Annotated in this window: 3 protein-coding genes; 1 reads left to right on the top strand and 2 read right to left on the bottom strand. The window is 66.5% G+C overall.

Features of this window, described 5'->3' with window-relative positions; genetic code table 11:
- Positions 1-1,809, top strand: a 1,809-nt coding sequence (locus tag VF497_RS12815) for a patatin-like phospholipase family protein (RefSeq protein ID WP_330889294.1), incomplete at its 5' end; no start/stop codon positions are given.
- 88 nt (positions 1,810-1,897) lie between these two features.
- Here the strand turns inward: VF497_RS12815 and ppc are convergent.
- Both ppc and VF497_RS12825 read right to left on the bottom strand, forming a co-directional pair.
- Complete coding sequence (ppc, locus tag VF497_RS12820) at positions 1,898-4,600, bottom strand: phosphoenolpyruvate carboxylase (RefSeq protein ID WP_330889296.1); 2,703 nt, start codon at positions 4,598-4,600, stop codon at positions 1,898-1,900.
- Between the two features lie 105 nt (positions 4,601-4,705).
- A complete protein-coding gene (locus tag VF497_RS12825) occupies positions 4,706-5,800 on the bottom strand; it encodes a cyanophycinase (RefSeq protein WP_330889298.1) in 1,095 nt (364 codons plus the stop codon).
- Between the last annotated feature and the right edge of the window lie 379 nt (positions 5,801-6,179).

The raw sequence follows: 6,179 nt of genomic DNA on the forward strand, positions 1-6,179 counted from the left end.
CTGTTGCGTCGATTATTGCTGTCGACGATGCAGACCGAACGTTTCGATGATCTGCCGATTCCGTTCCGCTCGGTCGCGACCGACATCGGCAAGGGCGAGAAGGTCGTGTTCGCCAAGGGCGATCTGGCCATGGCGATCCGCGCGAGCATGTCGGTGCCCGCGGCGTTCGCGCCGATCCGCTACCAGGGCCACCTGCTCGTCGACGGCGGCATCGTCGACAACGTGCCGATCGACGAGGCGCGGAAACTCGGCGGCACCCACCTGATCGTGGTCAATGTCGGCCAGCCGCTCGCCGCCGAGGACGAGCTGACTTCGCCGTTCGCTATCGCCAACCAGATGCTGACCGCGATGATGCAGCGCCAGACCGAGGCGCAACTGCGCACGCTCGGCGCGAACGACGTGCTGCTCGTGCCGCAGCTCGGCGACATCACCAGCGCCTCGTTCGACCGCGCCACGCAGGCGATGGCATTCGGCGCCAAAGCCGCGGAGGACAACCTCGGCCCGTTGCGCACGCTGGCCGTGAGCGAGGGCGACTACGCACAATTCAGCGCGCGCCATCGCCAGCGACCGTTCGACGCGCCGCTGATCGCGTTCCTCGAAGTACTCGGCGGGCGCAGCCGCACCGCGGACTACGTCAAGCAGCGCCTGTCCGACCTCGTCGACAAGCCATTCAATACGGAAGAAATCGAAAAGCGCATCGGCCTCGCCTATGGCGAAGGCAGCTACGAACGCATCAGCTACGACCTCGTCGATCGTGTCGGCCGTACCGGCCTGCTCGTGCAGCCGGTCGACAAGGGCTGGGGACCGAACTACCTGCGCCTCGGCCTGCGCCTGGCCGACAATTTCGCCGGGCGCAGCAGCTATCAATTGTTCGCCGAAGCAAACTTCACCGGACTCAACTCGCTTGGCGGCGAAAGCCGCAACCGCGTCCAGCTCGGCCAGGTCACCGAGCTGTACAGCGAGTTCCTGCAGCCGTGGGGACGCCTGGGCCAGTTCTACGTCGCCCCGCGCCTGCAATACAAGGCCTACAATTTTCCGCTCGACGATGACGGCCGCGAAGTAGCCGAATACCGCCGCCGCCGCAGTCTCGGCGCGCTCGAACTCGGCTACACGCCCGACGCGAGCTGGCAGTTGTCGACCGCGCTCGAATACGGCCGCGATGCGGCGAATCTGCGCATCGGCATACCGGACGGCCCCGTGCAAGGCGGCGGCCTGGCGAAAAACGTCGCCACCGACTTCGGCGGCATCGTGCTGCGTGCGGTCTACGACGACCTCGACAACGGTGCGTTTCCCACGCGCGGCATGCGCCTGGATCTCTCAGAGGAACTGCTGCTGACCCAGCTCGGCTCGAGCGACGCCGCACGCATCACCCGCCTGCGCTGGGACTGGGCCTTGTCGCACGGCGCGAATCATTGGCTGCTCGGCGCCAGCGTCGACACCGCCGGCGGCAGCGGCGCGAACGTGCAGATCGCGGCACTGAGTCAGATCGGCGGCCTCGCCAATCTTTCCGGTTACACCGAGAACCAGTTGTTCGCCTCGAACACCGCGTTGCTGCGCGCGATCTACTACCGGCGCATGACCAACGCCGACGCGTTGTTCAGCGTCCCGCTCTACCTCGGCGGCAGTCTCGAGGCCGGCGGGCTGTGGAACCAGCGCCGCTACATCGGCAGGAATCTCATCGGTGCCGGCAGCGTCTTCGTCGGCATCGACACCTTCCTCGGCCCGATATTCCTCGGCTACGGTTACGCGCAGGGCGGCCACAATGCCGCATACCTGACGTTCGGTTCATTGCTGCGCACGAACGAATAGACTCGAACGAATGGAAGGACAACCCGCTGTTGAGCTGCCCGCAGGGTCAGCTCGAACAGCGGGAGTTAGTCCGGCGCACCGCGCCGGACTAACCGGTATTCTGCATCCCCGCCGAAATGCCGTTGACCGTCGCGACGAGCGCCGCGAACAGCGCTTCGTCCTCGCGGTTCGCCACGCGCCAGCGCGAGACGAGATCGATCTGCATCAGGTTCATCGGGTCGAGATACGGATTGCGCAGGCGGATCGACAGTGCCAGGCGCGGATCGTCGGCGAGCACGCGGTCGGTGCCCTTGAGGCGCAGGATCCACGCCTCGGTGCGCGCGAATTCGGCTTCGATCTGCACGAAGAATCTCTCGTGCAGCGGGCCCGCAAGCCGCGAGAATGCGGCTGCGATCGGAAGATCGGATTTCGCCATCACCATCTCGACGTCGTCGAGCATCGTGCGGAAGAACGGCCAGCGCTGCGCCATCTCGCGCAGAACGTCCTCGCCGACCTCGGCCGCGGCTTTTTCCAGCGCGGTGCCGACGCCGTACCAGCCGGTCAGACCGCTGCGGTTCTGCGTCCACGCGAACACCCATGGGATCGCACGCAGGTTGTCGATCGAGCCGGCGCCGCGGCGCGAGGGTCGCGAGCCGAGCGTCATGCGTTCGATCACGTCGATCGGCGTCGCCGCGCGGAAGTAGTCCGCGAAGCCCTCGGCGCGAACGAGCGCGCGATAAGCTTCGGCGCCATGGCGTGCGGCGACATCGACTGTGTTGCGCCAAATCGCCTCGCGCGGCTCGGGCGGACGTGGCCGCACCGACGCCTCGAGCACGGCGCCGACGGTTTGTTCGAGATTGCGCAGCGCGAGCGCGCGGATGCCGAACTTGCGGTGAATCACCTCGCCCTGCTCTGTCACGCGCAGGCGGCCGGCGATCGAACCGCGCGGCGAAGCGATCACCGCGCGCGTGGTCTTGCCGCCGCCGCGGCTGACCGAGCCGCCGCGACCATGGAAGAACGCGATCTGCACGCCTGCACCCTGGGCGATCTTGAGCAGCTCGACCTGCGCGTCCTGCAGTGCCCAGCGCGAAGCGACGATGCCGCCGTCCTTCGACGAATCGGAGTAGCCGAGCATCACCGTCTGGCGATCGTCGCGCGCCGCGAGATGCGCGCGGTAGACCGGATCGGCGAACAGCGCCGCCAACGTCGCCGGCGCGTGCTTCAAGTCGTCGACCGTCTCGAACAGCGGCGCGATGTCGAGCGGCACATGGCCGTTGCCGTCGACGAACTGCGCACGCCGCGCCAGCGCGAGCACGGCGAGCACATCGGCCGCGCTGCGCGCCATGCTGATGATGTAGAGGCCGATCGCGCCGGCACCATAGGCGTCGCGCGCGTAGGCGAGTTGATCGAACACCGCGTCGAGCATCGCGCCTTTTTCGTCGGCGGGTTCGGGCAGTTCTGCATCGCCGCGCGCATGCGCTTCAAGCGTCGAAGCCTGCGTGGCCGCATCACGCGTTTCCCATTGTTCGTCGCCGAGCGCGACCGCGAGCGCCGCGGCGTGCACGCGCGAATCCTGGCGCACGTCAAGCCGCGCGAGATGGAAGCCGAACGTGCGCACGCGCCAGAACAGGCGCCGCACCGAGAACCAGCCGGCGTTGCGGCCCTTGTTCGCGCGCAGGCTGTCGGCGATCAACTGGATGTCGGCGGAGAATTCCGCAGACGAGCCGTAACCCGACTCCTTCTCGTCCGCGGTCGCCTGCAGGCGCGCGCGCACGAACGCGAGCAGCACGCGATACGGCATGTCGGAGTAGCGCGGATTGATCGTCGCGGCGATCTGCGGCAACTGCGCGCGATAGTGCTCGATGCGCGCAAGTACCACGGCATCAAACTGGGTGTGGCCGATCGTCTGGCTCAACTCGCGCGCGAGTTCGACGATCTCGGCGTCGTAGCGACGCAGCGCGAGCTCGCGCTGCGCGCGCAGCGTCGCCGCGATCGTGTCGGCGTTGACGTTCGGGTTGCCGTCCATGTCGCCGCCGACCCAGGAGCCGAAGCGCAGCATCGTCGGCAGCGGCAGCGTCTCACCGTAGACTTCGTTGAGCGCCGACTCGAAGACTTCGTAGAACACCGGCACGACGCGATAGATCGGGCCGCCGAGATAGAAGCCGACGTGCTCGAACTCGTCCTGCACGCGCGGGCGCGCATGCGAGGCATCGGCGGTCTGCCAGCCTGCAGTCAGCGCCATGCGCAGGCGGGCGAGATCGACCTCGCGTTCGTGCGGCGTGCGCTGCGCGTCGAGATCGGCGATCAGGCAGCGGAAGATCACCGACTCTTTTTCGAGCAGCGTGCGGCGCACGGCCTCGGTCGGATGCGCGGTGAACACGGGCTCGATGTCGAGCTTGGACAGCCACGCGGAGATTTCCTCCAGCCCGACGCCGGTACTCTTCAGGCGCTGCAGCACGTCCTTCAAACTGTCCGGCTGCGCGGTTGCGCCGGCACGCTCGTAGTCGCGGCGGCGGCGGATGCGATGCACGCGCTCGGCGATGTTGACGACCTGGAAATACGTCGCGAACGCGCGCGTCAGCTGCTCGGCCAGATGCGGATCGAGCCCGGACACCTGCGAGGCGAGCGCCTCGGGCGGGTCGCCAGCGCTGCGCAGGCGGATCGCCGCCGTGCGGATCGCCTCGACCTTGGCGAAGAACGCATGCCCCAACTGCTCGGCCAGCATGTCGCCCACCATCGCGCCGAGCCGGCGCACATCCTCGCGCAGCGGCCCGTCGGTCGGCAGGAAATCGATTTCGCGTCGCTTGTTCACGGCCACCGGCGGGTACTCGCTGATCGTCAGTTATCAGCGGTACTTTGCCATGAATTTGTGCAATGCAACAGCCTTTTCGGTCGCAGCGTTTGGCCGTCCAGATGCTCAGTCTTCGCCGGGCAGCGGTTTGTCGCGCGTCAGGATCTTCGCAGCGATCGAATCGCCGACGAGCTTGCCGTCCTTGATCGAGATCGTCGTCGCGGCGGCGGGGTTGGTCACGTTGCGGGTTTTCAGATCGATGCTGCCGTCCATGCCGAGCTGGACCAGACCGATATCGGCGATCGACAGCGGCTTCCCGGCGGTCAGATTCGTCGCGCCTTTCTGCGGCCGCACGATCCACGCGCTGCCCGCAGAACCTGGGGCGAGGCGGCCGACACCGTCGGCGCCGATCAGCAAGGCGGTCTTCTCGTCAACACCGATGCCGAATATTTTTCCTGCGCCATGGCCGGCATCGAGCCGCGCGAGAAAGGCGATCAGGCGGCCGAGGCGATGGCGCTGCGAGAAGTGCGTATCGGTGATGACGTCCTCGAGAAAGCGATAGTGGAGGAAATCGTTCTCCAGCGTTACGCCCTTGTCGAACGGATCGGCGAGTGCGACCTTCGATTCCATGCTGCCGCCATCGAGCGCACCGTAGCTGTAGTGGCCGAGGATGGCGAGGCCCGCGCTCGATCCGCCGATCAGCCGGTTCGCGGCGACGTGTGCGTTGAGCGCCTCCTGCACCGGCGTGCCCTTCCAGTAGCGGATGTAGTTCGACTGGTCGCCGCCGGCGAGGAAGATGCCGTCCGCGTTCTTCAGTGCAGCGACGACGCGCGGATCGCTCGACGCCTCGCGATTGTGGAAGACGATGGTCTCGGCCGAGGCGACCGGACCCCATTCCTTCAGGTACGACTCGCCGTAGCTGCCATCGGTCGGATCGTAGCTGTCGTCGCTGACCGCGCGCAGGATGACGATATGGCCGCCGCCCGCATGCGTGGCGATGAAGCGGTAGGCCGCATCGAGCTTGCCGCCTCCACCCATCAGGGCGAGGCCGAATTCGGTGTGCGCGGCGCGCGGTTTGGACGGATCGCCGCTGACGAAGTAGTCGAAGTTCTTGTCGCGGTAGTTCTTCGCCGCCGCGGGCGCGGTGAAGCCGCCGTCGGCGGCATGCGCGAACGCAGCCCAGGCGATCAGGGAGATGGCGGCGATGATGCGGATTCGCATGCGGATGACGTCCTCGTTGGCAATGGTGGTTCCGTGACGAGTCCGGCGCCGGATTTTGAAATATCCCCCTGGGAACCTCTTGAAACCGTAGCGAGCGAAGAGAATTTGCGCGTCGCCGAAGCGCAGGAACCGGAGTGTACATATCAGTACATGAGGATTCCGAGCACCGCCGGCGCGCAAATTATCGAGCGCAGTAGGTTTCGAGAGGTTCCCCCATTTCAATCCAAGGCCGCATAATCGTCTTTGTATCCACACGGCACGGCAGGCGGCGATTTGAGTCAGGCAGATTTCCAGCACGAATCCGCTTTGGAAAAGCCAGAGGGCAACGGCGGTGCGGCGCATGCCGCGCAGGTCGCCAGCCTGTTTCGCGAGCACAACC

Source organism: Rudaea sp., from assembly GCF_036383415.1.
Classification (GTDB): domain Bacteria; phylum Pseudomonadota; class Gammaproteobacteria; order Xanthomonadales; family Rhodanobacteraceae; genus Rudaea.

What these genes read in the sequence shown, in the direction of transcription:
- VF497_RS12825 (WP_330889298.1), bottom strand. Translation starts at nt 5,800, where the DNA reads ATGCGAATCCGCATCATCGCCGCCATCTCCCTGATCGCCTGGGCTGCG.